At 65.3% G+C, this 25,623-nt stretch carries 24 protein-coding genes; 12 read left to right on the top strand and 12 right to left on the bottom strand.

What is annotated here, in order from left to right:
* Nucleotides 1-35 precede the first annotated feature (35 nt).
* The gene (locus C3B44_RS02430; RefSeq protein ID WP_108430968.1) at nucleotides 36-1,286 is read left to right on the top strand and encodes a D-alanyl-D-alanine carboxypeptidase family protein; all 1,251 of its coding nucleotides are present in this window, start codon (nucleotides 36-38) and stop codon (nucleotides 1,284-1,286) included.
* Here the strand turns inward: C3B44_RS02430 and C3B44_RS02425 are convergent.
* The 6 genes from C3B44_RS02425 to C3B44_RS02400 form a co-directional block, all read right to left on the bottom strand.
* The gene (locus C3B44_RS02425; RefSeq protein WP_108430967.1) at nucleotides 1,283-2,368 is read right to left on the bottom strand and encodes a YhjD/YihY/BrkB family envelope integrity protein; all 1,086 of its coding nucleotides are present in this window, start codon (nucleotides 2,366-2,368) and stop codon (nucleotides 1,283-1,285) included. The two genes, C3B44_RS02430 and C3B44_RS02425, sit on opposite strands and share 4 nt — an antisense overlap.
* 130 nt (nucleotides 2,369-2,498) lie before the next feature.
* Entirely contained in the window at nucleotides 2,499-3,509 is a 1,011-nt protein-coding gene (trpS, locus tag C3B44_RS02420; RefSeq protein WP_108430966.1) for a tryptophan--tRNA ligase, read from the bottom strand.
* An 18-nt stretch (nucleotides 3,510-3,527) separates the two neighbouring features.
* The gene (locus C3B44_RS02415; protein ID WP_108430965.1) at nucleotides 3,528-3,716 is read right to left on the bottom strand and encodes a hypothetical protein; all 189 of its coding nucleotides are present in this window, start codon (nucleotides 3,714-3,716) and stop codon (nucleotides 3,528-3,530) included.
* A 59-nt stretch (nucleotides 3,717-3,775) separates the two neighbouring features.
* Nucleotides 3,776-4,567: a trimeric intracellular cation channel family protein gene (locus C3B44_RS02410; RefSeq protein ID WP_108430964.1), complete on the bottom strand. Its 792-nt coding sequence runs from the start codon at nucleotides 4,565-4,567 to the stop codon at nucleotides 3,776-3,778.
* 38 nt (nucleotides 4,568-4,605) lie between these two features.
* Nucleotides 4,606-5,499, bottom strand: a complete 894-nt coding sequence (locus tag C3B44_RS02405; RefSeq protein WP_108430963.1) for an exodeoxyribonuclease III — start codon at nucleotides 5,497-5,499, stop codon at nucleotides 4,606-4,608.
* A gap of 14 nt (nucleotides 5,500-5,513) precedes the next feature.
* Nucleotides 5,514-6,743, bottom strand: coding sequence for an MFS transporter (locus tag C3B44_RS02400; RefSeq protein ID WP_235840429.1), 1,230 nt, complete (start codon nucleotides 6,741-6,743; stop codon nucleotides 5,514-5,516).
* A 111-nt stretch (nucleotides 6,744-6,854) separates the two neighbouring features.
* On the opposite strand from C3B44_RS02400, the gene C3B44_RS02395 reads away from it, so the two are divergent.
* The 6 genes from C3B44_RS02395 to metX all read left to right on the top strand — a co-directional run bounded on the left by C3B44_RS02395 (nucleotide 6,855) and on the right by metX (nucleotide 14,683).
* Entirely contained in the window at nucleotides 6,855-9,044 is a 2,190-nt protein-coding gene (locus C3B44_RS02395; protein ID WP_108430962.1) for an NADP-dependent isocitrate dehydrogenase, read from the top strand.
* A 1,079-nt stretch (nucleotides 9,045-10,123) separates the two neighbouring features.
* Nucleotides 10,124-10,447: a hypothetical protein gene (locus C3B44_RS02385; RefSeq protein ID WP_108430960.1), complete on the top strand. Its 324-nt coding sequence runs from the start codon at nucleotides 10,124-10,126 to the stop codon at nucleotides 10,445-10,447.
* Nucleotides 10,444-11,070: an ABC transporter ATP-binding protein gene (locus C3B44_RS02380; protein ID WP_158268644.1), complete on the top strand. Its 627-nt coding sequence runs from the start codon at nucleotides 10,444-10,446 to the stop codon at nucleotides 11,068-11,070. Before C3B44_RS02385 ends, C3B44_RS02380 begins: the two co-directional genes overlap by 4 nt.
* Entirely contained in the window at nucleotides 11,057-12,055 is a 999-nt protein-coding gene (locus C3B44_RS02375; RefSeq protein ID WP_108430958.1) for a hypothetical protein, read from the top strand. Before C3B44_RS02380 ends, C3B44_RS02375 begins: the two co-directional genes overlap by 14 nt.
* Nucleotides 12,056-12,199: 144 nt before the next feature.
* On the top strand, nucleotides 12,200-13,522 hold the full coding sequence (locus C3B44_RS02370; protein ID WP_108430957.1) for an O-acetylhomoserine/O-acetylserine sulfhydrylase: 1,323 nt from the start codon (nucleotides 12,200-12,202) through the stop codon (nucleotides 13,520-13,522).
* Nucleotides 13,523-13,537: 15 nt separating this feature from the next.
* Nucleotides 13,538-14,683 carry a homoserine O-acetyltransferase MetX gene (metX, locus tag C3B44_RS02365; RefSeq protein ID WP_199222414.1) on the top strand — a complete coding sequence of 382 codons (1,146 nt, stop codon included), beginning with the start codon at nucleotides 13,538-13,540 and terminating at the stop codon, nucleotides 14,681-14,683.
* Here the strand turns inward: metX and C3B44_RS02360 are convergent.
* On the bottom strand, nucleotides 14,680-15,003 hold the full coding sequence (locus C3B44_RS02360; protein WP_108430956.1) for a DUF3017 domain-containing protein: 324 nt from the start codon (nucleotides 15,001-15,003) through the stop codon (nucleotides 14,680-14,682). The two genes, metX and C3B44_RS02360, sit on opposite strands and share 4 nt — an antisense overlap.
* A gap of 28 nt (nucleotides 15,004-15,031) precedes the next feature.
* The gene (locus C3B44_RS02355; protein ID WP_108430955.1) at nucleotides 15,032-15,880 is read right to left on the bottom strand and encodes a bifunctional methylenetetrahydrofolate dehydrogenase/methenyltetrahydrofolate cyclohydrolase; all 849 of its coding nucleotides are present in this window, start codon (nucleotides 15,878-15,880) and stop codon (nucleotides 15,032-15,034) included.
* Nucleotides 15,881-15,904: 24 nt separating this feature from the next.
* Between C3B44_RS02355 and C3B44_RS02350 the strand changes: the two genes are divergently transcribed.
* Nucleotides 15,905-16,375, top strand: coding sequence for a tRNA (cytidine(34)-2'-O)-methyltransferase (locus C3B44_RS02350; RefSeq protein WP_108430954.1), 471 nt, complete (start codon nucleotides 15,905-15,907; stop codon nucleotides 16,373-16,375).
* A 16-nt stretch (nucleotides 16,376-16,391) separates the two neighbouring features.
* On the opposite strand, the gene C3B44_RS02345 is transcribed toward C3B44_RS02350, so the two are convergent.
* The 3 genes from C3B44_RS02345 to C3B44_RS02335 are packed head-to-tail and all read right to left on the bottom strand — an operon-like array spanning nucleotide 16,392 to nucleotide 18,907.
* On the bottom strand, nucleotides 16,392-17,774 hold the full coding sequence (locus C3B44_RS02345) for a PH domain-containing protein (protein WP_235840427.1): 1,383 nt from the start codon (nucleotides 17,772-17,774) through the stop codon (nucleotides 16,392-16,394).
* Nucleotides 17,771-18,220, bottom strand: coding sequence for a PH domain-containing protein (locus C3B44_RS02340; protein WP_108430953.1), 450 nt, complete (start codon nucleotides 18,218-18,220; stop codon nucleotides 17,771-17,773). The genes C3B44_RS02345 and C3B44_RS02340 overlap by 4 nt, the downstream gene beginning before the upstream one ends.
* 9 nt (nucleotides 18,221-18,229) lie before the next feature.
* Nucleotides 18,230-18,907, bottom strand: a complete 678-nt coding sequence (locus C3B44_RS02335) for a metal-dependent transcriptional regulator (protein WP_108430952.1) — start codon at nucleotides 18,905-18,907, stop codon at nucleotides 18,230-18,232.
* A 92-nt stretch (nucleotides 18,908-18,999) separates the two neighbouring features.
* On the opposite strand from C3B44_RS02335, the gene C3B44_RS02330 reads away from it, so the two are divergent.
* The 4 genes from C3B44_RS02330 to C3B44_RS02315 are packed head-to-tail and all read left to right on the top strand — an operon-like array spanning nucleotide 19,000 to nucleotide 22,400.
* Nucleotides 19,000-19,920: a metal ABC transporter substrate-binding protein gene (locus C3B44_RS02330; protein ID WP_108430951.1), complete on the top strand. Its 921-nt coding sequence runs from the start codon at nucleotides 19,000-19,002 to the stop codon at nucleotides 19,918-19,920.
* Nucleotides 19,917-20,633 carry a metal ABC transporter ATP-binding protein gene (locus C3B44_RS02325; RefSeq protein ID WP_108430950.1) on the top strand — a complete coding sequence of 239 codons (717 nt, stop codon included), beginning with the start codon at nucleotides 19,917-19,919 and terminating at the stop codon, nucleotides 20,631-20,633. Before C3B44_RS02330 ends, C3B44_RS02325 begins: the two co-directional genes overlap by 4 nt.
* A 1-nt stretch (nucleotide 20,634) precedes the next feature.
* Entirely contained in the window at nucleotides 20,635-21,555 is a 921-nt protein-coding gene (locus C3B44_RS02320; protein ID WP_108430949.1) for a metal ABC transporter permease, read from the top strand.
* On the top strand, nucleotides 21,531-22,400 hold the full coding sequence (locus C3B44_RS02315) for a metal ABC transporter permease (protein ID WP_108430948.1): 870 nt from the start codon (nucleotides 21,531-21,533) through the stop codon (nucleotides 22,398-22,400). The genes C3B44_RS02320 and C3B44_RS02315 overlap by 25 nt, the downstream gene beginning before the upstream one ends.
* On the opposite strand, the gene C3B44_RS02310 is transcribed toward C3B44_RS02315, so the two are convergent.
* A complete protein-coding gene (locus C3B44_RS02310; protein WP_108430947.1) occupies nucleotides 22,374-25,496 on the bottom strand; it encodes an error-prone DNA polymerase in 3,123 nt (1,040 codons plus the stop codon). The two genes, C3B44_RS02315 and C3B44_RS02310, sit on opposite strands and share 27 nt — an antisense overlap.
* Between the last annotated feature and the right edge of the window lie 127 nt (nucleotides 25,497-25,623).

Raw genomic sequence — 25,623 nt, 5'->3', positions numbered from 1 at the left:
GGCAATGGTAGTCCCGGGTATACGATGTCGTGGTTATGAATGCCCGTCTCGCCCGCCGTGCGCTCGCCGTGAGTCTGAGCTGCGCCCTCATTACGCCCGCGTCTTTCGGTATCGCTGCCGCCCAGGAGGCCGAAACCCCCGGCGTCGATCAGCCGACCGAGGCCGAGCCCACCACCCGCGAGTCGGCGCCGAATACCGATCACTGCCCGAACTCGCTCACCCCGCCGGAGCCGACGACCACCTCGGAGGCGCTCGCCCCCGGGAAGCAGGCCCCGGAGCCGCTGCCCGTGGCCGCCGATGGCCACTGCGGTGTGAGCGCCCCGGAGGGCTTCGAGGTGCCCGAGGACGTGCTGGCCAGCGCGTGGATGATCACCGACTTAGATACCGGGGAGATCATCGCGCAGAAGGACCCGCACGGGCGTTACCGGCCGGCGTCGGTGATTAAGGTGCTGCTGGCTTTGGAGGTGATCGACAGGCTGGATCCGGAGCAGAAGGTCATCGCCTCTGAGGAGTCTGCCGCACAAGACGGCTCGGCCGTAGGTCTTGGCGCCGGCGGCGAGTACACCGTCAACGAGCTGCTGCACGGTCTGCTGCTGGCCAGCGGCAACGACGCCGCCCACCAGCTCGCCCAGGAGCTCGGCGGCGACGAGCGCACCTTGGAGCTCATCAACGAACGTGCCCGAAAGATCGGCACCACCGATACCCGCGCGGCGACGTATTCCGGCCTCGATGCCCCGGGCATGTCGTCTTCCGCCCACGACCTCGCGCTCATCTACGAGGAGGCGTTTAAAAACGAGGTTTTCGCGCGCGTCGTCAACACGGAATACATCGACTTCCCCGGCTACGACGAGCACGAGGGCTACGAGGTGTGGAACGACAACCACCTGTTCATGTTCGATCCCGACGGCATCGGCGGCAAGACTGGGTTTACCGACGACGCCAACCACACCTTCGTCGGCGCCCTGGACCGCGACGGCCGCCGGCTGATGGCCGTGATCCTCGATACCACCATCGCGAAGGCCCGCCCGTGGCAGCAGGCGCAGGCGCTGCTGCACGAGGCCTATGAGGTGCCGGCGGGGGCGGGTATTGGGCGGTTGGAGCCCGTCGCCAAGCAAGAGACCGAGGCGGCGCCCACCCCGACGCCGCGTGCCGACGACACCGCCGCGCAGAGCACCCCTACCAGCGACGAGGCGGCGACCCCTTATGTCGGGGTGGGCATCGTGGCGGTCGTCGTGGTGCTGGTGGGGCTGGTGGCCGCGGCGGTCTTTGCGACGCGGCGTCGCTAGTTGTTGCGGCGGCTGAGCAGGGCGGCCACGCCTGCGCCGGCCGCGCCGAGGGCCGCGCCGACGCCGAGCAGCACGCCGGCGCCCGGACCCTCGCTGACCTCGTTGCGGACCTTGATCACGGCCTGGTCGGGCGCCGGGGTCGGGGTGGCATCCAGGGACTCGCGCGTGGTGGCGGCCCAGGCGGAGAGGTACATGACGATGCGCCAGATCAAATAGAAGATCAGCATCAGACCGATGATCGGGCCGAAGATCGCGCCGGCCGGATTGCCGAGCAGGGCGCCGAAGATGAGGGTCGAGAACTGCTTGATCACCTCGAAGATGATGGCGCCGATCAGGGCTGCCTGGAGGCCGGAGCGGCGCGGGACCTCGGTGCGCGGCAGCGCCATGAGCATCCAGGAGAACACCAGGAAGTTGGCCAGCACGCCGATGGCCAGGCCGACGCCGAAGATCACCCAGGTCATGCCGGGGAAGCCGTCGATGCCGAGGCGTTCGAGCACGTCGCGGGTGATTCCGGAGGAACCGATCGCGGTGACGGTGAACGCGATGAAAAAGGCCAGCAGCAGGCCGAGCAGGGCGACCAAGTCCTTGAGCTTCTTCACCACGAAGTTGCCGCCCTGCGTCGGGTCGATCAGCCACATCGAGGAGACGCCGGCGCGCAGGTTGGTCATCCAGCCCAGGCCCGACCACAGGGCGGTCAGGCCACCGACGCCGGCAACGGCGCCGCGAGACGCGATGGCCTGCTCGATGATGTCGTTGACCACCGTGCCCACCTCGTCGGGCAGGCTGTTGGCGATCTGGCTCTGGATCTCGCTGAGCAGGTCCGGGCGGGCGGCGAGCACGAACGCCAGGATGGCGAAGGTGAGCATCGTCAGCGGGAAGATCGCCATCACCGAGAAGTACGTGATGCCGGCGGAGTACTGGTTGCCGCCCTGGGAGGCGAAGCGATCCTGCATCCGCATGAGGTGATCGACCAGCGGGGCCTTTTCGCGGACCTTGTCGACGGCCCCGGGATCATCGTCACGCAGGCGCTCGATGCCGTAGACGTCGGTGTAACGGGTATCAGGGTTCGTTCTCGTCGCCATGGGGTGACTCGGGTCCTTCCGCATACGGATGCACTGACGGTCTGAGACACCGCGAGCCCCGGCGGGCATCACCGGGGCAGGCGGATGACAGATATATCCAAGCTAAGCATAAAGCACGCTGGCTGCCAGCTCAGCGTCGCGGGGCGAGGAAACCGATCTTGTCGTAGACGTCCTGGACCAGCGGCTCGGCGAGCTCCCGGGCGCGCTGGGCACCGCGGGCGAGGATGTCCTCGAGCTGGGCGCGATCGGCCATGAGTTCGTCGTAACGCTTCTTCAGCGGGGTGGTAAACGCCTCTAGAGCCTCGGCGGTGTCCACTTTAAGCGCGCCGTAGCCCTGGCCCTCGTAGCCGGCGACGAGATCGTCGATGGACTTCCCCGTCAGCGCCGACTGGATAACCAACAGGTTGGACACGCCGGGCTTGTTCTCGCGGTCGAAGCGGATCTCGTTGTCATTGTCCGTCACCGCGCTGCGGATGCGCTTCGCAGAGGTCTTCGGCGAATCCAGCAGGTTGACAATCCCCTTCGGGTTCTGGCCCGACTTGCTCATCTTCGAGGTGGGATCCTGCAGGTCGTAGATCTTGTTCGCGCCCTCCGGGATGAAGGACTCGGGCACGACGAAGGTCTCGCCGTAGCGGGCGTTGAAACGCTCGGCGAGGGTGCGGGTGAGCTCCAGGTGCTGGCGCTGGTCCTCCCCCACCGGCACGAGCTGCGGGCGGTACAGGAGGATGTCGGCGGCCATGAGCACCGGGTAGGTGAACAGGCCGACCGAGGTGCGGTCCTGGCCCTGCTTGGCGGATTTGTCCTTGAACTGGGTCATGCGGCCGGCCTCGCCGAAGCCAGTGAGGCAGTTGAGCACCCAGGTCAGCTCCGCGTGCTGCGGGACGTGGGACTGGACGAACAGGGTAGATTTCTCGGTATCAATACCGAGGGCGATGAGCTGGGCTACGCCCGCGATGGTGCGGTGGCGCAGCTCCTCTGGGTCCTGGTCGACCGTGATGGAGTGCATGTCCGGGATGAAGTAGAACGCCTCGTAGTCGTTCTGCAGATCAATCCACTGCTTGACGGCACCCAGGTAGTTGCCGAGGTGATAGGAATCCGCGGTGGGCTGGATACCGGATAGGACACGCTGCTTTTCACTCATAGTGCAGAAGTCTACTGCTTAGACCTTCTTGCTCGTCGGGTTGGCCGAATCCGCAAAGCCACCCAGGCCGGTGGTAACCAGGGTGCCGCCGACGGCGACGACGATGGCGGCCAAGATGCCCTGAACGGTGAAGCCGGCGGGGATCATCCACCAGATACCAAGAGCGACGATGATGGCGCCAAGGATGATGTAGATAAGCGAGCGCATGGGCGAGACACCTTTTCTCACGAGACTACGGTTGAAACGATCAGAGACATCCTAGCAGTTCACTGAGAATCCGGAGGCGTCTCGTCACTGTCGTGGGTGTGATCGCGGCTCTTCCTCCGGTGGCGCGGGCGCAGGTGCTCCGCACCCTCCTTGGCCTTGCGCTTCGCCTTGCGCACGCCCTTGCCGATGAGCTGCGCCGACAGCCGCAGCCGGGGATCGACCGGGGTCTCGCGACCCTGGTAGTTGTACTGCGGGAAGTTCTTGTGCGATTTGATCGCGATCATGCGCGAAGAGAACGCAAACGCCAGGGTGATCACGATGATCCAGTTGACGGGGACCCCGGCGGCGTCGAGACCCCAGTAGAGGACCGCCGTGAGGATGGAGACAGCCGCGTAGATCTCCTGGGAGAACACGAGGGGCACGCGGTCGGAGAGGATATCGCGCAGCACGCCGCCGAACACGCCGGTCACGGTCGCGGCGACCGCGGCGATGACGACGCCGTGGCCGAGATCGAACGCGATCTGCGTGCCGATGACCGAAAACGCCGCCAGGCCCACGGCGTCGGCGGTGAGGAAGACGCGGCGAAAGTGCGCGGCGAGGAACGACAGCTGGGCTGTCACCAGCGCCGCGACGATCGTGATGATGAGATACCGCGGCTCTCCCACCCAGGTCAGCGGGTGGTTGTTGAGCAAAATGTCGCGGACCGTCCCGCCGCCGAGCGCCGTAATAGAGCCCAGGGCGATCACCCCGAACCAGTCCATGCGCATCCGCCCCGCCGACAGCGCGGCGGTGATCGCTTCGGCGGTGATGCCGACGATGAACGTGATCGTCAGCAGCATCGACGTCTCCATGCCTGGCTCTACTGCCTTTCTTCCGTTGTCTTCCCTAGTTAGATGTCGTAGTCGACGAGCAGCGGGGAGTGATCCGACCAGCGGGTCTCCACGCTCGAGGCCTTTTCGACCCAGCTGCGACGCGCGGCGTCGAGCATCTTCTTCGTACCCGCCTGGTAGTCGATGCGCCACCCGGCGTTGTTGTTGAACGCCTGGCCCCGGTAGGTCCACCAGGTATAGGGCGCATCGTCGGGCTGCAGGCGCCGAGCGATGTCAAACCACTGCGGATCCTCGGTGGCCTCGCGCACTTCGCGGTGCGGGTAATCGACGACGCCGAGGTAGTCACCGCGGCCGGGCTTATCTTGCGGTTCGTCGTCGGGGAAGGCGCCGAAGATGGAGTCCATCCAGGCGCGCTCATCGTCGAGGTGGCCGGACTTCTTGCGGTTGGGCCGGGAGTTTTTCAGGTCCTGTTCGCGGTGGCAGATGTTCCAGTCGCCGCCGATGACCATGGCATCGAAGGTGGTGGCTTTATCGGCGAGGACGTCGGTGAACTCATCGAGGAAGTAGTACTTCTCGTCCTGCTTGGCGCTGCCGGTGGAGCCCGAGGGCAGATACAGCGAGGCCACGCGCAATCCCTCGACGGTGCCTTCGAGGTAGCGTCCGGCGTCGTCAAAGCTGCCGAAGCCGACCTGCACGTCGCTTAGGGGGCTGCGGCTTAAGATGCCCACGCCCGCGCGTCCCTTCGCGGCCGCCGGGGCGACGGTGAGGTTCCAGCCGTTGTTCAGCGCCGGCTCCAGGGCGGTTTCGGCCTGTTCGACGGTGGCGCGGACCTCCTGCATGAGGACGACGTCGGCGGCCGTCTCGTTGAGCCAGGCGAGCATGCCCGGGTTGTCGTCGTTGCGGACCTTCGTGGCGGCGCGGATGCCGTTGACGTTGACGCTGGCGATAATCATGAAATTCAGACTATCTAACGCCGCCTCAGCCATGCCGTAGGAACCCAAACGACGATCGCCGCCAAGGCCAGCGCCGCGCCCGCCAGGGCCGGGGCGGCATAGCCGAGGCCGGCGGCAATGACCGCCCCACCCACCGCGGCGCCCGAGGCGTTGGCGAGGTTGAGCGCGGAGTGGTTGAGCGAGGCCGCCAGGGTCTGGGCATCGCCGGCGACATCCATGAGGCGGACTTGCAGGCTGGGCACCAGCGAGGAGCCGAAGAGGCCGATGAGCCCGAAGTTCACGGTGCCCACCACCGGATGGGTGCTGGTGAAGAAGAAGGCGATCAGCACGATGACGATCATCACCAGCGAGAACAGGATACCAGCGTCGAGGTTTCGATCGGCTAGGCGCCCGCCGAGGATATTGCCGAAGACGTTGCCGATGCCGTAGACCATGAGCACCACCGGGATCCACTCGGGCGGAAGGCCGGCGCGTTCAGTCATCGTCCAGGTGATGTAGGTGTAGACGGCGAACATGCCGCCGAAGCCCACCGACCCGAGAGCCAGGGTCAGCCACACCTGGCTGCGGGTGAGCGCGCCCAGCTCGGTGCGCACGCTCGTCGGCGGCATGCGGGTCATGTGCGGCATGAGGATGAACAGGGAGGCCATCGTCGCCAAGCTTATGAGCGCCACCAACAGATAGGCGGCCGACCAGCCGAAAGCCTGGCCGAGCGACTGGGCGGCCGGGACACCGGCGACCGTGGCTGTGGCCAGGCCTAAGCCGATGAACGCGACGGCCTGTCCCCTCTTGCCCGGCGGCGACATGGACGTCGCCGCCAGTCCCGCGACGGAGAAGTAGGCGCCGTGGGGCAGCCCGGCGATGAAACGGGAGGCGATGAGCAGCCCGGGGCTGGCGGCGAACATCGCGATCACGTGGCCGATGGCGAAGGCCGCCATGAGCAGGATGAGCAGGCGCCGGCGCGGCACGCGGCCGGTGGTGGCGGTGATGGTGGGTGCTCCCACGACGACCCCGAGCGCGTAGGCGGAGATGATCCAGCCGGCTTCGTCTTCGGTGATCGAGAAGTCCTCGGCGATCAGCGGCAAAAGCCCCATGGAGACGAACTCCGTGGTACCGATGGCGAACCCGCCCATGGCTAGGGCGATCATGACGATCCAGCGGCGCAGGTTCGAGATCTCGGTTTGCCGCGGCAGCGGCGGGCGGTGCGGCAGGCGCAGACCGCGCGGGCGTGGTTCGGAAGTAGGCACGGATGGGCACCGTACCCGAATCCCGGGGAAGTTCCCGCCTGAAGGTCTTGGCGTCTGTACATTAGGGGTGAAGTCTTCCAAGAAAACCGATGTGTATCTTCAAGGAGTCACATGTCCACGATTATCTGGACCCGCACTGACGAGGCGCCGCTGCTGGCGACCTACTCGTTCAAGCCGATCGTCGAGGCCTTCGCGTCCACGGCGGATATCGACGTCGAAACGCGCGACATCTCCCTCGCCGGCCGTATTATCGCCCAGTTCCCGGAGCGCCTGACCGAGGAGCAGAAGATCGGTGATCACCTCGCTGAGCTGGGTGATCTGGCGAAGACCCCGGAAGCCAACATCATCAAGCTGCCGAACATCTCCGCCTCTTTGGTGCAGCTGCGCAACGCCATCAAGGAGCTGCAGGCCGCCGGCTATGACCTGCCGGAGTACGAAGAGGCCCAGGAGAAGTACGACGCCGTCAAGGGCTCCGCGGTCAACCCGGTGCTGCGTGAGGGCAACTCCGATCGCCGCGCGCCGCAGGCCGTGAAGAACTTCGTGAAGAAGTACCCGCACTCCATGGGCGAGTGGTCCGCGGACTCGAAGTCCCAGGTGGCCACCATGGATTCTGGTGATTTCCGCCACAACGAGAAGTCCGTCATCATGCCGGACGCCGACACCCTGACCATCAAGCTGGTCAAGCCGGACGGCACCGAGGAGGTACTCAAGGACGACCTCGCCGTGCAGAAGGGTGAGGTTGTCGACGGCACCTTCATGTCCGCCGCGGCTCTCGACGAGTTCCTGCGCGAGCAGGTCAAGGTGGCGAAGGAAAAGGGCATCCTGTTCTCCGCGCACCTTAAGGCCACCATGATGAAGGTCTCCGACCCGATCATCTTCGGCCACGTCGTGCGCGCCTACTTCGAAGAGGTCTACCGCACCTACGGCGACGAGCTCTCCGCCGCCGGCCTGGACGGCGAAAACGGCCTCGGCCACATCATCGACAGCCTGGACGAGCTCGACAACGGCGAGGAGATCCGCCAGCTGTTCGACAAGGTCCTCGAGGAGGGCCCGGATCTGGCCATGGTCAACTCCCACAAGGGCATCACCGGCCTGCACGTGCCCTCGGACGTCATCATCGACGCCTCCATGCCGGCCATGATCCGCACCTCCGGCCAGATGTGGAACAAGAACGACGAGACCCAGGACACCCTGGCCGTCATCCCGGACTCCTCCTACGCCGGCGTCTACCAGGCCGTGATCGAGGACTGCAAGGAAAACGGCGCCTTCGACCCGACCACCATGGGCACCGTCCCGAACGTCGGCCTCATGGCCCAGAAGGCCGAGGAGTACGGCTCCCACAACAAGACCTTCAAGATCCCGGCCAACGGCACCGTCCAGGTGACCAACTCCGCCGGTGAGGTGCTCATCGAGCACGACGTCGAGGCCGGCGACATCTGGCGCGCCTGCCAGACCAAGGACGAGCCGATCCGCGACTGGGTCAAGCTCGCCGTCAACCGCGCCCGCCTGTCCGGCATGAAGGCCATCTTCTGGCTGGATGAGGAGCGCGCCCACGACGCCAACCTCATCGAGCTGGTCAACCTCTACCTCAAGGACCACGACACCGAGGGCCTGGATCTGGAGATCCTGTCCCCCGTCGAGGCCACCAAGGTCTCCGTCGAGCGCATCCGCCGCGGCGAGGACACCATCTCCGTGACCGGCAACGTGCTGCGTGACTACAACACCGACCTGTTCCCGATCCTCGAGCTGGGCACCTCGGCGAAGATGCTCTCTGTCGTCCCCCTGATCAACGGCGGCGGCCTGTTCGAGACCGGTGCCGGCGGCTCCGCCCCGAAGCACGTCCAGCAGGTGCAGGAAGAAAACCACCTGCGCTGGGACTCCCTGGGTGAGTTTTTGGCCTTGGCCGAGTCCTTCCGCCACGAGCACAACGCGAACAACAACGCTCGTGCCGGCGTGCTTGCCGACGCCCTGGACACCGCCACCGAGAAGCTCCTCAACGAGGGCAAGTCCCCGTCGCGTAAGGCGGGCGAGATCGACAACCGCGGCTCCCACCTCTACCTGGCGACCTACTGGGCCGAGGCCCTGGCCGCGCAGTCCGAGGACTCCGAGCTGGCCGCCACCTTCTCGGACGTGGCCGAGAAGCTCAGCGCCAAGGTCGACGAGATCAACCAGGCCATGATCGACGAGCAGGGCAAGCCGGTCGACCTGGGCGGCTACTACCTGCCGAACGATGAGAAGACCACGGCGATCATGCGCCCGGTCGCCGAGTTCAACGAGCTCATCGACTCCCTGAAGAAGTAAGGGAAAACTGCCAGGAGCTCAACGCTCCTTTTCAGCGCGAGGCAGAGATCAGCGTGGATCGCTGGTCTCTGCCTCTTCGCGTTGTATAGGCGTTGTAGGGGCATATCTCGTTTGGGCATCGCCAGTCAACCGAATCATATTAATAGGGTACGAAAGTACCCTATACAGCGAAAAAGCTTTTCGTGGCAGAAGTCTTTGGATAGGGTCGCGGGAGTTGGCGCTTCATAATCGTCGCCGACGATTCTTAGCCCTATTTGTTTCGAGGAGACTTTCTTTATGCCGGACACGGCTAACCCCGACACCGTCGATTGCACCCGCTCCCTCACGATCGACTGCACACCCCAGACGAGCGCCGCGGACATCGCCCGTCAGCTGGAATCCGTATCCGGATACCGCGAAAAGTCCATCGACGATCAACGCGCAGTGGTCACGGTAGGCAACAAGCTGAAAGCACGGTTCTTTGGCGCCTCTTCCACCAACTACACCACTCCGGTGCGGGTAACTATCGAGAAGGAAGGGCCCAGGCGCACGTCTACATGGAGAGCTCGATGAACCTCATGATTTCGCTTCCCAAATATGAGCGCATGCTCGTGCGTGAGTACGACCGGCTCGAAGGGCTCTTGCGGTAACGAACCAGATCTCGCCTCACTCACCGGTGTTTCAGTTACCGAGAGCGGTAGCTAAAAACACCTAAGCGTGAAGCACCCCTACCGTTGAGACCGGTCTCAACTCTGAGTTTTCCAACGAATCGACCGACTACACTTCGGAGCCTACCGAGCAGGACACCGGGCTCGACACTGATCTGGAAGCCAACGCGGAGATTGCCGACGGCCAGATCTCCCAGTATGGGTTCCTCGGTGACGTAGGCAAGGGGGACAGTCTCCGGAGCCGTGGGCTGGGCATGGGACAAGGTCTCCGGTGACTAGCTGGTCTTCGAGCCTAGGGGGCCGGTAGTTCCGGCGTGGGCGAAGCTGCGTATCTTTTCGCCCACGCCGGACACTTTCCGGTTTTTGTCATCGTTCGTCGTTACCTACACCACACATCATCAAACTCCTTTTGGAATTATAGGATCTTTTAGCATGGAACGGACAATCACCATTGACTGCGGCCGTGACTGTACCGCCGCCGACATCGCCCGCAAGCTGAAATCTGTCTCCGGCTACCGCGAAAAGTCTATGAACACCGACCACGCGGTAGTGAAGGTCGGTAGCGAGTTCATGGCGCGCATGATCGGCGTCTATATCACGACTAATTACACCGCCCCCGTGAAAATAGCCATCAACCGGAATGGCTCTCAAGCTCACGTCACTATGATGCCCACCTATAAGGTGGCATACGCTTTCCCAAAATTTGAGCGGTTCTTCGAGGACGAATTCACCCGAATCGAGGCGCTGCTGAAGTGATCTTGCTCGACAACGCTGATGTTGGACGCGCTGATACACCCCTGATCCGCTCTGTCACCCTGTCGGTGGAGCCTGGTTGCCTGATTCGGTTGGTCGGCAAGAATGGCGTCGGCAAGACGACGCTGTTGCACACCATTCTGGGCTACCTGCCTCTCCTTGGCGGCGCCCGCGGGCCTGAGCTCCCGGCTCCCGCGACCACGGAGCACCAAGCGATGTTTGGCTACATGCCATCGATGGTGCCTCGGCTGCCGTCGCTGACGTTGCCGCAGTGGTTGGACGCTCTGGCGGTCGGTTATCGACGCGAGCGCTCCGAGATCCAGGAAATCTGGGATGCTATCGGCGGCCGAGCGCTGCCCACCACGATGCTCGACCAGCTCTCCAGTGGAAATCTGCGCAAGGCCCTCTTCACCTCGGCGTGCGCGATCCAGCGCGAGCTTCTCGTGCTCGATGAGCCCTTCGACGAGGTAGATAACGAAGGCCAATCTGCCATGGCCCGAATCATTGAGCAGCAGCGTGCGGCCGGAGCAGCGGTGATCGTGGTCTCGCACCGCGAAATAGCGCAACTGTTGGACGTCGATACGACCTACGAGATTTCAGAAGAGCACCTCCATGTTGTTCCTTAAGGAAGTCAACCTCGTCCGCCACAGTCATTTCCTCGAGCAGAAACACCAGGGCATTCTGTTCTCTCTGCTGCGCGCGTTCTTCCTGATCACCCCACTGTCAGTCATGGGAGCCCCCGCGGCGCTCGGCCAGGCAGGTACTTCACTGGCCATATGGGCCGGTGTCCTCTTGGTGTCGACGCCCGCCGCCGTCTCCCTGAGTCCGGCCCTGCGCGTGCCGATCATCCCCATCGGCACCCTGCCCCGTATAGTCGGCGCCGCCCTAGGATTTCGCTTCCTGGAGCTGATGCCCGCCGCCGGACTCGTGGTGTATCGCTTAATCATGGGCACACTCCCCGATAAAACGCTGGTCATCCTGATCATCGCGGGGCTTGCTATGGCGTTCGGTCTCGTGCGCGTGCTTGTCGACGACCTTTCGTTACGCTGGCCGCACATCTTCTACCGCTCGCATCTCGTGACCATCACCCTTTTGCCCGGTCTCTTCGGCGCGGTCACTGTCCTCGTGGGACTGGGCCTGCCCCAGAACACGACTGTCGGCACGGTGACGATTTTGAGCCTGTTCCCGCTGTATTTCTCGTTCATCTCGGAGCGCGGGCCCATCGTGATGACCATCGGCGTCCCCGGACTCACGAGTCGGATGTTTCGGCGCACCAGCGTCTACGCCATAGCCTGTGCCGCTGTGGGTTCTTTTATCGGATTGCTCTTCTTCCAGATTCCTCCGTTACTCGCGCTCGCGCAGGCGCTCGGGGTCGCCGCGACAGCTGGGCTGTGGCTCGCCTGCGCCTGGGGCGGCGGGGTGGTTCGCGGCTTCATTCTCTTAGTGCTTTCGGGCCTCTTCATCGGGGCTCCTGCGGGAATCGTCAACGCCGAACAGTCGCTGCGTTCGACGGCGGCCGTGGCGCTCCTCTCGGTGCTCATCGCCGCTGCCGCCTGGTTCGGACTTCGCCGCGTGCGCGACCAGCGTTTAACCACCCTGCTTTCCGGCTAGCTCCTTCGATGAACCGCTTGGTCTAATTTTATTCACCCTCGTTTGCACTGCACACGGGCGTTTCTGATGGGCGGCGGATAACGGATCGTCGGCAAGCGAATCTACAGTGGAGGCCAATTCGATCCACGAGACGAGGGAGCAACGATGCCTAAGTATGACAACTCGAATGCCGCCGAGTGGGCCTTCGAGACCCGTTCCATCCACGCCGGCCAGCAGGTCGATGAGCAGACCGGTTCCCGCAACCAGCCGATCCATCTGACCACCTCCTACGTTTTCAACGACGCCGAGCACGGCTTTAACCGCTTCAACCTCTCGGATCCGGGCCCGATTTACACCCGCATTACCAACCCGACGACGGAGGCCCTCGAAAACCGCCTCGCCTCCCTCGAAGGCGGTGTCGGGGCCGTCGCGTTTTCCTCCGGCATGGCGGCGGAGCACGCGGCGATTGCCACGCTGGCCTCGGCGGGCGATCACATCGTGACCTCCCCGCGCCTCTACGGCGGCACGGAGACGCTTCTGCAGTACACGCTGCCGAAGCTGGGTATCGACGTCACGTTCGTCGACAACCCCGACGACCCGCAGTCCTGGCGCGACGCCGTGCAGGACAACACGAAGGCGTTCTTCGGCGAAACCTTCGGCAACCCGCAGGCCGATGTGCTCGACATCCCGGCCGTCGCCGAGGTGGCGCACGAGGCGAAGGTGCCGCTGATCGTCGATAACACCATCGCCACCGCCGCGGTAGTACGCCCGCTGGAGTTGGGAGCGGATATCGTCGTCAACTCCCTGACCAAGTTCTACACCGGCAACGGCTCCGGGCTCGGCGGCGTGATCGTCGACGGCGGCCACTTCGACTGGACCGTCGAGCGCAACGGCGAGCCGGTCTTCCCCTACTTCGTCACCCCGGACCCCGCCTACCACGGCCTGAAGTACGCCGACCTCGGCGAGGCCGCCTTCGCCCTGAAGGCCCGCGCTGGCTGGCTGCGTGACACTGGTGCCGCGCTGTACCCCTTCAACGCGTGGGTCGCGCTGCAGGGGCTGGATACGTTGAGCCTGCGCGTCGAGAAGCACAATGAGAACGCCGCGAAGGTCGCCGAGTTTTTGCACAACCACGACAAGGTGGCGAAGGTCAACTACGCCGGCCTGGAGTCCTCGCCGTGGCACGCCACGAAGGAGAAGCTCGGCCTGCGGCACACCGGCAGTGTCTTGACCTTCGACGTCGCCGGGGATCCGAACGATCGCAGCACCGCCTGGAAGTTCATCGACGCGCTGAAGCTGCACTCGAACCTCGCGAACGTCGGCGATGTGCGCTCGCTCGTCGTCCACCCGGCGACCACGACGCACTCGCAGTCCGACGAGCACGGCCTCGCCCGCGCCGGCATCTCCCAGGCCACGGTGCGGCTGTCCGTCGGTATCGAAAACATCGACGATATCATCGCCGACCTCGAGCGCGGCTTCGCCGCCATTTAAACCGGAGGTATCTTCATGGTCGACCTCGCCCCCGCCGGAGACCTGGCGATCACCTCCATCGGAGACTTCACGACGATCGCCGGCGCCACCGTCACCGGAGCCGAGATCAGCTACCGCCGCCACGGAGAATTCCGCGGCAACGCGTACGACAACAACGTGATCCTCGTCGAGCACGCGCTCACCGGCGATACCGACGTCACCGAATGGTGGCCCGGGCTCATCGGGCCCGGCCTCGCGCTGGATACCGACCGCTTCTGCGTCATCTGCACCAACGCCTTGGGCGGGTGCGGCGGCTCCACCGGACCCTCGAGTGTGCATCCCGACGGCCGCGCCTGGGGCTCGCGCTTTCCCGCCCTATCCATCCGCGACCTCGTGGAGGCGGAGCGGCGTCTGCTCGAGCAGCTCGGGATCTACCATGTCCACGCGGTTATCGGCGGCTCAATGGGCGGCGCCCGCGCGCTCGAGTGGACGCTGATGTATCCGACGTTCGTGGATGCCGCCTGTATCATCGCGGTCTCCGCGCGGGCTTCCGGCTGGCAGATCGGCATCCAGACCGCGCAGATCTCCGCCATCACCCGAGACCCCGACTGGCACGGCGGCGACTACTACGACATCTGCGACGGCCCCCGCGAAGGGCTCTCGGCGGCGCGGCGCATCGCGCATCTGACCTACCGCGGGGAGATGGAGATCGACGAGCGCTTCGGCACCATCGCCCAGCAGGGCGAAAACCCGCTCGGCGCTTTTCGACGCCCCGATCAACGCTTCGCCGTCAACTCCTACCTCGACTACCAGGGCCGCAAGCTAGTGGAGCGTTTCGACGCCGGCTCGTACGTCACCCTCACCGAGGCGTTGAACCGCCACGACGTCGGGCGCGGGCGCAGCGGGCTCAACAAGGCGCTGTACTCCTCCACCGTGCCGACGATGCTGGTGGGCGTCGATACCGACATCCTCTACCCCTTCCACCAGCAGGAGCACCTCTCGCGTAACATCGGCCAGCTCATGGGGCTGCGCAAGCTGGTCTCGCCGGTCGGCCACGACGCCTTTCTCACGGAGACGCGGCAGATGGATCGCATTTTGCGGATGTTCATCAACAAGGCCAACGACGGCGCCGAACCCACCGACGGCTTCGGCCACGACCCCGAAGGGGTGTGGAACATCTAGCTGCCGAGGGCGTCGACGCTCGCGGCGGCGGCCGCCATGAGCCCGCCGACCGCGAAGCAAAATGCGACGTCGAATTTCACCGAGCGCACCGCGAAGATCCCCAGGATGCGGGAATCGCAGGTCAGGCGCAGAACGCCGAGCCAGACCATCGCCACGCCGAGGGCGAAGGTGGCTCGGCGCCAGTGCTCGGTGAGCATCCACCCGAAAAACGCCGCGATCAGCGCCAGAAAAGCCACCAGGCCGGCGAGCTGCAGCCAGCGGGGCAGGCGCGAGGCGGGGTTGCCTATGTCGTGGGGGTTATCCAGGGATAGCTCAGGCATACTCTGTGCGGTTTCTGGGCCTCGGCTATTAAGCCTTAAGCTCCGCGCGCTCGACGACGTTACGCACGAGGAACGCACGCGTCAGCGGGCCCACGCCACCCGGGTTCGGGGACACGGCCCCGGCGACCTCCCAGACGTCGGGGTGGACGTCGCCGGTGAGCTTACCGTCGACACGCGAGACCCCCACGTCCAGCACCGCGGCGCCCTCGCGGACCATATCCGCGGTGAGCATGTGCGGCTTGCCGGCGGCGGCGATGATGACATCCGCGGTGCGGGTCTCCGCCGCCAGGTCCTTCGTGCCCGTGTGGCAGAGCACGGCGGTGGCGTTGTCGGAGCGGCGCGTCAGCATCAGCCCGATGGGACGGCCGACCGTGACGCCGCGGCCGATGACCACGACCTTGGCGCCGTTGAGGTCGACGTCGAAACGCTTGAGCAGGTGGATCGCGCCGTTCGGGGTGCACGGTAGCGGGGCGGGCTCGTTCAACACCAGCTTGCCGAGGTTCACAGGGTGCAGCCCATCCGCATCCTTGTCCGGGTCGATGGCGGCGAGCACGGCGTTTTCGTCGATGTGCTTCGGCAGCGGCAGCTGCACGATGTAGCCGGTGCAGGCCTCGTCCTGGTTGAGCTCCTCGATGGTGGCGATGAGCTCGTCCTGGGAGATATCGCCCGGCAGATCCTTGCGGATCGAGTTGATGCCGAGCTGCTCGCAGTCACGGTGCTTCATCTTCACATAGGAGTGCGACGCGGGGTCATCGCCGACGAGCACCGTCGCCAGACCGGGCGTCACGCCCTTCTCGCGCAGTGCGTCGACGCGCTTTTTGAGGTCAGCAAAGATCTCGTCGCGGTACAGTTTTCCGTCCAGTTTCTTCGCAGTCACGGCTACCATCCTAGACTGACGGGCATGCCGAGTCTGCACGTCATCTTCGATAACCCCGTCATCGCTTCGAATACCGGCAACGCCATCCGCCTCGCCGCGGTCACCGGCGCGCGCCTCCACCTCGTCGAACCGCTGGGGTTCAACTTCGAAGACAAGCACCTCCGCCGCGCGGGCCTCGACTACCACGACCTCGCCGATCTGGTCATTCACCCGGATTTGGACACCTGCCTAGCCTCGCTTCCCGGCTCCCGGGTCTTCGCGTTTACCACTGGGGCCAGCCGTTTCTACACGGACGTCGCCTATGAGGACGGCGATGCCCTGCTCTTCGGCACCGAGCCCACGGGGCTTCCCGACGAGCACCTCGCCCACCCGCGCATCAGCGACCAGCTGCGCATCCCCATGAAACCGGCGCGCCGCTCGATGAACCTGGCGAACTCCGCCGCGGTGGCCACCTTCGAGGCGTGGCGGCAGATGGGGTTTGAAGGCGGGGTGTAGGCACCCCGCTCAGCGGCTAGAGCTCCGCCTCCACCGGCTGCATCTTAGGCAGGGAGCGCTGGCGCAGCCGGCCCAGAAGCTCGTAGCCGTCGTCGACGCTTAAGTCCCGGCCGGCCATCCTAACGGGCCCGGCGACGAGATCGAAACGCACATCGGCCAGGTTGCACAGGTGGTTCAACAGCCCGCGGCGGAAGGTGAGCTCCTGGATGTGGGACATGGCGATGAAGTTCACGGTGCGCGCCAGGCGTCCGCGGTGGGTGATGGCGGTGTCGTCGAGAAACGTCACGCTTTGCTGGTCGCGATCGATCGGGCTGACCCAGAACGCGCGCTTCGGGGAGGTGAACGTGGGCTGGGTGTGCCCTTCGGGCCGGGCGGCGGTCTCGATCTCTTGACGGCTCAGCGGGCCGACGATCGCGGCGAGGTGCACGGCTTGCTCCCGGGTTCCGACGGGCAGAATCGTCGTCGACCCCGAGTTGGAACTCTCCGGCGAGGCGCCATAACCGGCGACGGAGACCTGCACCTGCCACCAGCCGGTCAGGCGCCAGAGAACCGGCTGGTGGATGCTCACCGCGTGGATGCGCTGGAGCGGCACGGTCTGGCGGCGCCGCGAGGCGAGCCCATAGTTGAGGTCGAGGGTCTCGCCGTCGTCGACGAGGTGGGCGCGGAAGCGCCACGAGCGGTCGATGATTTTCCAGATCGCGGGGACGACACCGATGAGAATCGGGATGATGGTGGCGAAAGGAATCGGGGTCAACGCCACGATGCCGAGCACGATCACGGCCGCGGGCGTGGCTGAGCTCAGCGCGGAGGCGGCCAGCGAACGCCCGATCGGGATCTCGTCGACGACGGCCTCGGTGCGCTCGGGTTGTTCGTCCTGGGTCTCTCCCGGGGTCTCGGCCGGGGTGCCGCGGCGGTGGGCGAGGATCTCAGAGCGCAGCTGGGAGGCCTCGGCGCGGTTGAGGTAGGCGATCTCGATGACCGAGCCCTTGCCGCCGGCGGTCTCGACGCGCACGGCCGCGACGCGGAAGAGGCGGGCGATGAATGGCTCGACGACGTCGACGGCCTCGATGCGGTCGTAGCGGGCGGTGCGCTCGCGTTTCGAGATCACGCCCTGGCGGTAGGCGACCTTCTCCTCGTCGAGGCGGTAGCCCATGGCGCGCCACCAGATATAGGAGACGAGCCAGACCAGCACGCTCAGTCCCACCAGCCCGCCGACGGCGATGAGGATGGGCATCAGCGCGTTGTCGCCGCGCATGAACGCCCCGATGGAGGCCAGCGCGCCGGCGTTGAGGTTGAGCAGGACCGCGGCGATGAGCGCCACGATGAGTGTCCAGAGTTTCAGTAGCGGCGTCAGGCGGTGAACGGGACGATAGGAAATATCAGTATCAGTATCGGTCACAGTCCGCTCATCCTCTCGCGGGCCTTGTCGGCCAGGCGGGCGCGCAGCTCGTCGGCGGTATCGGCGGGCAGTCCCGGCACCGTGGCATCCGAGGAGCTCGAGGCGGTGTGCAGCTCGATGGTCTTTAAGCCCAGCTTGCGTTCGACCGGCCCGGAGGAGACGTCGACGAACTGGATGCGCCCGTAGGGCACGACGGTGAGGCTGTGGAAGATCTTGCCTTTTTCGATGAGTAGCTCATCGTCGGTTTCTCGCCAGCCGATCCTTTTAACCTGCGTGGGGATCAGCCACAGCAGCCAGACGAAGAGGATCGCGACGGCCGCGGTGGCCAACCACCACCACTTACCCCACACGATTCCGGCGATCACCGCGGCGACTGCGAGGATGAGGATCCAGGGCAAAGTTGCGAGGTAGCGGGCGGTCGTCAGTTTCGGCGAGACGCGGTTCATGGCTCTTTTCTAACACCTTGGGGTGGGGTGCACACGGATGTCGGAGAGCACGGCCTCGGCTAGGGTGACCGTGCGGTTGGCGCCACCGGCGATGACGGTGACCGTCGCCAAGCCTGCCACCACCTTATCGACGCGCACGGTGGTGCCCGGCGCGATGTGGTGATCGGCGAGGTAGCGCAGGAGCTCGGGGTCGCGGTCGTCGACTTGCTCGACGACGGTCTCGCCCTCCGCCTCCGCGAGGGTAATGTGCGACAGCGGCTCGCCGGGGTTGTCGCTGCGCGGGATGGGATCGCCGTGGGGGTCGCGGGCGGGGTGACCTAGATGGGCGTCGAGGCGCTCCATGAAGCGGTCGGTGACGGAGTGCTCGAGGATTTCGGCGTCGTCGTGGACCTCGTCCCAGCGGTAGCCGAGGACTTCGACGAGGAAGACCTCGATGAGGCGGTGGCGCCAGACCATCGCGGCGGCGAGCTGATCGCCGAGGTCGGTCAGGGTAATGCCGGTATAGGGCTCGTGGTTGACCAGGCCTTGCTCGGCGAGCCTTTTGAGCGCCTCCGAGGTGGTCGACTTCTTCTGCCCCGTGGCCTGGGAGATCTTGCCCGCGGCGGCGGGTTCGCCGGTGGTTTCGACGATGTTCCAGATGACTTTGAGGTAGTCCTGCGTGATCTCGGGCAGGTCATTGACGTGCATAGTCTCCCATCCTAGCCGGGTGAACTATCCCGCCATTTCACGCTGTGCTAGATTTTAGTTCATCTACTTGAACTTCTATGTAAGGGAGAAAAATGAAACGAGTTCACCTGCCCGTGGCTCTGGTGGTCATCCCGGCGGCGGGGCTGGGCCTTGCGGCCTGCTCGACGGAGGCGGAATCAGGCGGCGGCGAGGGCCCGCTGACCATCTACGCCACCACCGGCTACCTCGCTGATACCGCGGCGCATATCGCCCCGGAGGCGGAGATCACCACCATGGTCGGCCCCGGCGGGGATCCGCACACCTACCAGCCGACCACCCCCGATATCCAGAAGCTGCGCGACTCCGACGCCGTGCTGTGGAACGGCCTCAACCTCGAGGCGCAGATGACCGACCAGCTCTCCTCCCTCGGCGAGAGCCAGGTGGCCGTCGGCGAAGAGCTGCCCGAAGAGATGCTTCTGCCCGGCGAGGACGACTACTACGACCCGCACATCTGGAACTCTTCGGAGGCGTGGTCGGTGGTTATCGACGTCGTCGCCGACCACCTCCGCGAGATCGACCCCGACAACGCCGAGGAATACGAGGACAACGCCGAGGCCTACCAGAAGGAATTCGCCGACGCCGCCGCCGAGGCCGCAGAGCACCTCAACGACCTCGACGCGCCGCGCGTGTTGGTCACCGGCCACGACGCGTTCAACTACTTCGGCGAGTCCTTCGACCTCGAGGTCCACGCCACCGACGTGATCTCCACCGAGGCCAGCCTCTCGGCCACCGAGCTTTCCGAGCTCGCCGACTTCATCGCCGAGCGCGAGGTGCCGGTCATCTTCCAGGACAACCAGGCCAACCCGCAGGCCGTGACCGCCCTCAAGGAAGCCATCGCCGCGCGCGGACACGACGTGCGCATCTCGGATGAGGAACTCTTCGCGGACACGCTGGGCCCGGAGGCGCCCGTCGATACGCACATCGGCGCGCTGCTGCACAACGCCACCGTGATCTCGGAGGAGCTCAACCGGTGAGTGTCGCGCTGGCTGTCACCGACCTCAGCGTCACCTACGGCACCACGCGCGCACTGAAGGAGATCAGCTGCACGGTCCCCGAAGGCAGCATCACCGGGCTCATCGGGCCCAACGGCAGCGGCAAATCGACCTTCGCCAAAGCCATACTCGGACTCACCCCGCACAGCGGCACGGTCTCGTTTTTCGACCAGCCCCAGCGCGAGGTCTTAGCCTCCGGCGGGCTCGTGGGGTACATGCCGCAGTCTTCCGCGGTGGACCTCGACTTCCCAGTCACCGTCGCCGACGTGGTGCTCATGGGCACCTACGGCCGCCTGGGGTGGTTTCGGCGACCGGGGCGGCGGGAGCGTCGAGAAGCTATTAAAGCCATGGAGATGACCGGGGTCGAGGATCTCGCCCACCGGCAGATCGGGCAGCTCTCGGGCGGGCAGCGCCAGCGGGTGTTTCTGGCCCGCGCGCTCGTGCAGGAACCCCGGATGCTGGTGCTCGACGAGCCTTTCGCCGGCATCGATCTCGCCAGTGAGGCCGCAATTATCGACGTCTTGCGCCAGCTTAGAGACACCACCATCCTGATCGTCCACCACGACCTCGGCACCGTGCGCGAGCTGTGCGACTACGCCGTGGTGCTCAAACAGGGTGAGCTCGTCGCCGCCGGGCGCAACGTCCTCGATCAATCGACCCTCGCCTACGCCTACGACCTTCCGGAGTTTTCCTAGCATGACCCTCTGGGAACAATTCGCGCAGATGGTGACCAACCACACCTACCTCATGACCACCGCGACCAGCGCCATAATCGGCGCCACCGCGGGAACGTTGGGGGTGTTTACGTATTTGCGTCGCCAAGCGATGCTTGCCGACGTCATCTCCCACGCCGCCCTGCCCGGCACCATGATCGCCTTCCTCGCATTAAGCGCCGCCGGCCTGCCGCTGCGCCACCTCGCGGGCCTTCTTCTGGGCGCGGTTATCGTGGGCACCGCAGCGGTGTATCTCACCCGGTGGATCTCCCGGCTAACCACCGTGCGCCACGACGCCGCCATGGCCATCGTCTTATCCACCACGTTCGGCTTCGGCATGGTGCTTATGCAGCACATTTCCCAAAACCCTTATCCGGACAAAGGCGGCATCCAGGACTACCTGTTCGGCAACGCCGCCTCGATCACCCGCTCGGATCTGCACATCTCGCTGCTGATCTCCGCCGTGGTGCTCGCGGTGGTCGTGGTGGTGTTTAAGGAACTCATCCTGCACACCTTCGACCCCGATCAGTCGCGCCTTTTGGGCTTTCGGGCAGGTGTGCTCGATCTTCTGCTCACCGCGTCGATCGTGGTCGCCACCGTCATTGGCGTCAAAACCGTGGGGCTGGTCTTGATGGTCGCCTTCGTGATCACCCCTCCGGTCATCGCCCGCCAGTGGACCGGAAGGCCGTCATCGATGGCGCTGCTCTCCGGGGTAGTCGGGCTGGTGGCCTCGCTCGTGGGCTCCTATCTCTCCTTGGCCTACGGGCCTTTGCCCACCGGTCCGATCATCGTCATCGTTTTGGCCGTGCTCATGGTGGTCTCGCTAACACTTTCGCCGCGGGCGCGCCGGCAGCGGCGCGGTGTGAGAAAGGAGGCGGCATGTTCCTCCTCAGTGTCTGGGTAGTCGCCTTAGCCACCGCCCTGACCAGCGCGCTGTCCGGGATTTTCGTGGTGCTGCGCCAGCAGTCCATGCTTATCGACGGCCTCGGCCACGCCGTCTTCCCCGGCATCGTGCTCGGCTATTTCTTTACCCGCGATCTGCAATCGCCTCTTTTGCTCCTCGGCGCGACCATCGCGGGGCTGGTCGTGGTCGTGGGTACGGAGTGGCTGAAAAACACCGGGTTAGTGGCTGGCGACGCTCCCTTGGGGCTGGTGTTTCCCGCGCTTTTCGCCGTGGGCGTCATCATCGTCTCCAGCGAGTTCGCCTCGCTGCATCTGGATACCCACACCGTGTTGGTCGGGGATTTGAACCTGGTGGCCTTCGACCGGCTGGTGATCGGCGGCCTCGATCTCGGGCCGACGTATCTCTACATCATGCTGGCGGTGTTGCTGTTCAACGTCGTGGTGTTGGCGGCGTTGTGGCCTCAGCTGGTGATCTCCACCTTCGACCCGGACGGGGCGAGCGTGCTGGGGATTCGGCGGGGCCTGATCCACGGCGTGTACATGCTCATCGTGGCGCTGACGGTGACAGCGGCGTTCTATGCCGCCGGCGCCCTCTTGGTCATCGCGCTGGTGATCGCCCCAGCGGCGACGGCGCAGGTCTTCTGTACCCGGCTGGCGCCGCTGACGATCTGGACCCTGGTGATCGCCGCCGTGGCGGCTACGAGTGGGTTCTTCTTCGCGCTCGTGTTGAACGTGGCCACCTCCGCCACGATGGCGGTGATCTACGGGCTGATCTTCGCCGTGGTGCTCGTGGTGCACCACTGGCGCTCGGTGAGAGTCTCAGCGAAAGTCCCGCGCACCGCGTGAGAGCCACTGCCCGACGTCGATGTCTTCGAGGCGATCCGCCACGAGCGTGACCGCGCCCGAGGCGTTCTGGACTTGGCCGCGGATGATGAGCGCCTTCGCGGTGCGCGCCAACCTCTTTTGGCGCGCCCAGAGCCCGACGGAGATCATCGCGTTGATCAGCCCGGTCTCATCTTCCAGCCCCAAAAACGTCAGCCCGGAGGCGGTCTGGGGGCGCTGGCGGTGGGTGATTACCCCGGCGACGCGTACCCGCGTGCCGTCTTCCACGGTGCTAAGCTCCGCGGCCGTGCACACCCCGGCGGCGGCAAGTTGGGAGCGCAGCATTGCCATGGGCTGGCGGTCATGGCTCACCCCGGTCGAGGCGATGTCGGCGACCATCATCTCGAAGGAGTTCATGCCCGGCAGCGCCGGGGCGGAGATCGCCGACATCCCCGGCAGCATGCCGTGTTTCTCGGTGGCGGCCACCCCGGCCTGCCACTGCGCCTGCCGGCGGGTGAGCCCAAAGATATCGAGCGCCCCGGCGCGCGCGAGCGCCTCGGCCTGCGCGACGCTAAGCTCCGCTCGCCGGGCCACATCCGCCACGGAGTCATAGGGGGCGTGCGCCTCGATCCTTTCGGCCGCCTTCTGCCCGAGTCCTTTGATGAGGTTGAGCCCGATGCGGATCGCGCCGTCGACGACCCGGGCTTGCGCACCGGAGTGGTTGACGCAAACCGGCAGGATGGTGATGCCGTGGCGGCGGGCGTCCTGGATGAGCGACTGCGGGGAATAAAAACCCATCGGCTGGGCCCGCAGAAGCCCGACGCAGAACTGCGCCGGGTAGTGGCATTTGAACCAGGCGGAAAAATACACCAGCGAGGCGAAAGACTGCGCATGCGATTCGGGGAAACCGTAGGCGGCGAAGGCGACGATCTTGTTCCAGAGGACCTCGGCGACCTCGCCGGTAATGTTGTTGGTCTCTTTCAGCCCCTCAGTGAAACGGGCATGCAGTGCCTCCATCTTCTCGACGGAGCGCTTCGAGCCCATCGCCCGGCGCAACGAATCGGCCTCCGCGCCGCTGAAGCCGGCGGCATCGACCGCGATCTGCATGAGCTGTTCCTGAAACAGCGGGATCCCCAGGGTTTTCGCCAACGCTTTCTTTAACACCGGGTGATCGTAGGTGACAGGTTCCTCGCCGTTGCGGCGGCGGATATACGGGTGCACGGAACCGCCCTGGATCGGGCCGGGTCTGATGAGGGCGACTTCGACGACGAGGTCGAAGAACTCCCGCGGCCGCAGCCTAGGCAGGGTGGCCAGCTGGGCGCGGGATTCCACCTGGAAGACGCCGACGGCGTCGGCGCGGCTGAGCATGTCGTAGACCTTGTCATCGGCGAGGTCGAGCTCCCAGAGGTTGACCTGCACACCGGCCTCCGCCACTAGGTCAATCATGTGGTGAAGCGCCTCGAGCATGCCGAGGCCCAGCAGGTCGAACTTCACCAGCCCGGCCGACGCCGCGTCGTCCTTGTCCCATTGGATGACGGAACGGCCCTCCATCCGGGCCCATTCGGTGGGCACGACATCGGCGATAGGCCGATCACAGATGACCATGCCCCCGGAGTGGATCCCGAGATGACGCGGGTGGCGTTCGAACTGGGCGGCGAGCTCGGCGACGTCCTGGGGCGGGGCGCTCAACCCTTTCGACCAGGCGTCTTCCACCCCGCGCGGATAGCCCAGCGCCCGGGTGGCATCGCGCAGTGCCCCTTTGCGACGGTAGGTAATCACGTTCGCGACCTGGGCGGCACGCTCGCGCCCGTGGGTGGCGTAGACGTACTGGATGACTTCCTCGCGCCGGCCGGATTCAATGTCGATATCAATATCCGGCGGCCCGTCACGCTCCGGGGAGAGGAAACGCTCGAACAGCAGGCCGGCGCCGATAGGTTCGGCGTTGGTGATCCCCAGCGAGAAGCACACCGCGGAGTTCGCCGCCGATCCCCGGCCCTGGCATAGGATGTTCGCGCGAGCGCAGAAATCGACCAGATCGCAGACGATGAGGAAATAGCCGGGGAAGTTGAGCTGCTCGATCACGCTCAGCTCGTGTTCGATCTGGCTGCGGGCTTTATCGCGGACTGCCTCTGGGTGATGGGCGTAGCGATGCTGCGCCCGCCGCCACGTCTCAGCGCGCAAGTAGCTCATCTCCGTGTGCCCTTCCGGAACCGGGAAATCGGGCAGGCGGGGCGCGACGAGGTCGAGGGTGAAGGCGCATTCCTCGGCGAGCGTTAGGGTGTCGTCGATAAGCTTCTCTCGCCCCGGCAGCATCCGCGCGAGCTGGTCGCCGCTGCGGAGCCAGGGTGCGCCCATGGGGTGGGAGAAGCCGTAGTGATCGGCGAGGCTGCGGCGCTGGGACAGCGCGCGTTTGGCGCCGGCCAGCCGGGCGTGGTGGCGGGTGGCGGCGGCCGGGCGGGCCGAGGCGATGGCCCGGAGGTTGTTGTAGTGATCGAGGAGCACGTGATCATCGGCATCACTCGGCTGCATGGTCACCGGGTATTCACGAACCACCTGGTCCACTCCGAAACAGGTGGTCAGGCGGGGAATATCGGCCACCCAGGAGGGGTCAGCGAGCACCACGCAATGGTTTTTGAGTCGCTCGGCCACCTGTTCTAATTCCGGATACGAGACACTACCTTTCTGCCCGCCGGCCATCGCGGCCTCGGCGATGAGGCGAGAAAGCCGCCGGTAGCCTTCCGGGCCGCGGGCGAGCACCGTCAACACCCTGTGATCGAGGCTTAACTCCGCGCCGAACACGGTGGGCATGCTAATTTCCGCAGCCGCCTCCGCGAACTGCACCGCCCCGTAAAAGCCATCCCGATCCACCAAGCCGAGCGCCCGAATCCCCAGCTCATGAGCGCGGTAGACAAGTTCCCGCGGGGAGCTGGCGCCGCCGAGAAAACTGTAGTTGGACACGGCGTGCAGCTCCGCGAAGGGCCGCGAGACACCCGCCGGGCCGTGGGTACGCTCAGGTGTACTGGCAGGTATAGGTGTAGGCCCTGACCGCCCGGCGAGGATGCACTCAAAGCGGGACCAGTTCAGTGGTACTCCCCCGTTAAATCTCACGCCCCACACCATAATCGAACGCTTTTTCGCACGCAAGGGTTGCGCCAACTAGACTAAGCGGTACAACGGGTGCTAGTTTCTGGCAGGAGATTCAGCGCTCCCTTCCCGCGTGCCTCACCGCTTCGGCAGGTGGCGTGTT

Source organism: Corynebacterium yudongzhengii (assembly GCF_003065405.1).
GTDB classification, from domain to species: domain Bacteria; phylum Actinomycetota; class Actinomycetes; order Mycobacteriales; family Mycobacteriaceae; genus Corynebacterium; species Corynebacterium yudongzhengii.
The sequence above is the reverse complement of the archived record's forward strand: the minus strand, read 5'-3'. Positions and strand labels throughout refer to the sequence as shown.

What these genes read in the sequence shown, in the direction of transcription:
- trpS (WP_108430966.1), bottom strand. Translation starts at nt 3,509, where the DNA reads ATGAGTGAAAAGCAGCGTGTCCTATCCGGTATCCAGCCCACCGCGGAT.
- C3B44_RS02315 (WP_108430948.1), top strand. Translation starts at nt 21,531, where the DNA reads ATGTTCCTCCTCAGTGTCTGGGTAGTCGCCTTAGCCACCGCCCTGACC.
- C3B44_RS02310 (WP_108430947.1), bottom strand. Translation starts at nt 25,496, where the DNA reads ATGGTGTGGGGCGTGAGATTTAACGGGGGAGTACCACTGAACTGGTCC.
- metX (WP_199222414.1), top strand. Translation starts at nt 13,538, where the DNA reads ATGGTCGACCTCGCCCCCGCCGGAGACCTGGCGATCACCTCCATCGGA.
- C3B44_RS02335 (WP_108430952.1), bottom strand. Translation starts at nt 18,907, where the DNA reads ATGCACGTCAATGACCTGCCCGAGATCACGCAGGACTACCTCAAAGTC.
- C3B44_RS02360 (WP_108430956.1), bottom strand. Translation starts at nt 15,003, where the DNA reads ATGCCTGAGCTATCCCTGGATAACCCCCACGACATAGGCAACCCCGCC.
- C3B44_RS02330 (WP_108430951.1), top strand. Translation starts at nt 19,000, where the DNA reads ATGAAACGAGTTCACCTGCCCGTGGCTCTGGTGGTCATCCCGGCGGCG.
- C3B44_RS02385 (WP_108430960.1), top strand. Translation starts at nt 10,124, where the DNA reads ATGGAACGGACAATCACCATTGACTGCGGCCGTGACTGTACCGCCGCC.
- C3B44_RS02430 (WP_108430968.1), top strand. Translation starts at nt 36, where the DNA reads ATGAATGCCCGTCTCGCCCGCCGTGCGCTCGCCGTGAGTCTGAGCTGC.
- C3B44_RS02370 (WP_108430957.1), top strand. Translation starts at nt 12,200, where the DNA reads ATGCCTAAGTATGACAACTCGAATGCCGCCGAGTGGGCCTTCGAGACC.
- C3B44_RS02350 (WP_108430954.1), top strand. Translation starts at nt 15,905, where the DNA reads ATGCCGAGTCTGCACGTCATCTTCGATAACCCCGTCATCGCTTCGAAT.
- C3B44_RS02405 (WP_108430963.1), bottom strand. Translation starts at nt 5,499, where the DNA reads ATGATTATCGCCAGCGTCAACGTCAACGGCATCCGCGCCGCCACGAAG.
- C3B44_RS02340 (WP_108430953.1), bottom strand. Translation starts at nt 18,220, where the DNA reads ATGAACCGCGTCTCGCCGAAACTGACGACCGCCCGCTACCTCGCAACT.
- C3B44_RS02425 (WP_108430967.1), bottom strand. Translation starts at nt 2,368, where the DNA reads ATGGCGACGAGAACGAACCCTGATACCCGTTACACCGACGTCTACGGC.
- C3B44_RS02395 (WP_108430962.1), top strand. Translation starts at nt 6,855, where the DNA reads ATGTCCACGATTATCTGGACCCGCACTGACGAGGCGCCGCTGCTGGCG.
- C3B44_RS02415 (WP_108430965.1), bottom strand. Translation starts at nt 3,716, where the DNA reads ATGCGCTCGCTTATCTACATCATCCTTGGCGCCATCATCGTCGCTCTT.
- C3B44_RS02410 (WP_108430964.1), bottom strand. Translation starts at nt 4,567, where the DNA reads ATGGAGACGTCGATGCTGCTGACGATCACGTTCATCGTCGGCATCACC.
- C3B44_RS02375 (WP_108430958.1), top strand. Translation starts at nt 11,057, where the DNA reads ATGTTGTTCCTTAAGGAAGTCAACCTCGTCCGCCACAGTCATTTCCTC.
- C3B44_RS02320 (WP_108430949.1), top strand. Translation starts at nt 20,635, where the DNA reads ATGACCCTCTGGGAACAATTCGCGCAGATGGTGACCAACCACACCTAC.